General features: G+C 50.4%; 1 protein-coding gene. It reads right to left on the bottom strand.

Annotated elements, in window-relative coordinates; genetic code table 11:
- Window positions 1-609: serine protease (locus R7O13_RS28600; protein WP_318305426.1), on the bottom strand; the 609-nt coding region annotated here is incomplete at its 3' end.
- Window positions 610-611 lie beyond the last annotated feature (2 nt).

Here is a 611-nt window from a genome sequence, read left to right as displayed (position 1 = left end):
GCTGTCACCCTGACATGAATCTATCCCACCTTGCGGCACGCCTGCACAGAATGCCACTTCCCCAACAGTGGTGTAGTTTCCACCCGCCTGACGACAAGTGGCATCCGACACCAGAGGAACATCGACTTCTTGCAATCTTGTTGGCGAACTACCGCCTTCTGACGTTCGACCTAAACCTGCAACTGTCAACCAATCTCCAATACTGGCGTATTGCGCCAAGCTGCCGTCAGCAATTTCAACGGCGGATACACCTTGAGGGACAGAATCTAGCTTTAGAACCGCAATATCATAAGAAAGCGTGGCGCGGCGATAAGACGGATGCATGTGGATTTCACTCACATTCGCTCTTACTCCATCGGTGCCGTTGTACACGACGCCACCAATTTTCACGGCAATTTGACTCGGTGAATCGCCCTCCACACAGTGAGCTGCCGTCAAGACATAACCATTGCCGATGTAACTGGCACCGCAATAGGAGCGATTGCTGTAACGACTTACAATTTGTGTATAGAACTTCCATTCAGTTGGATCGGCGGTGATGCCGCCCACGATTTTCGGTTGAATGATGTGGTTTTGCGTCTGTGAAAAATCATCAGCACTTGCAAACATTG

The sequence above is a fragment of the Vibrio sp. Y176 genome, assembly GCF_033438945.1.
This window is presented reverse-complemented; position numbering and strand designations above follow the sequence as displayed.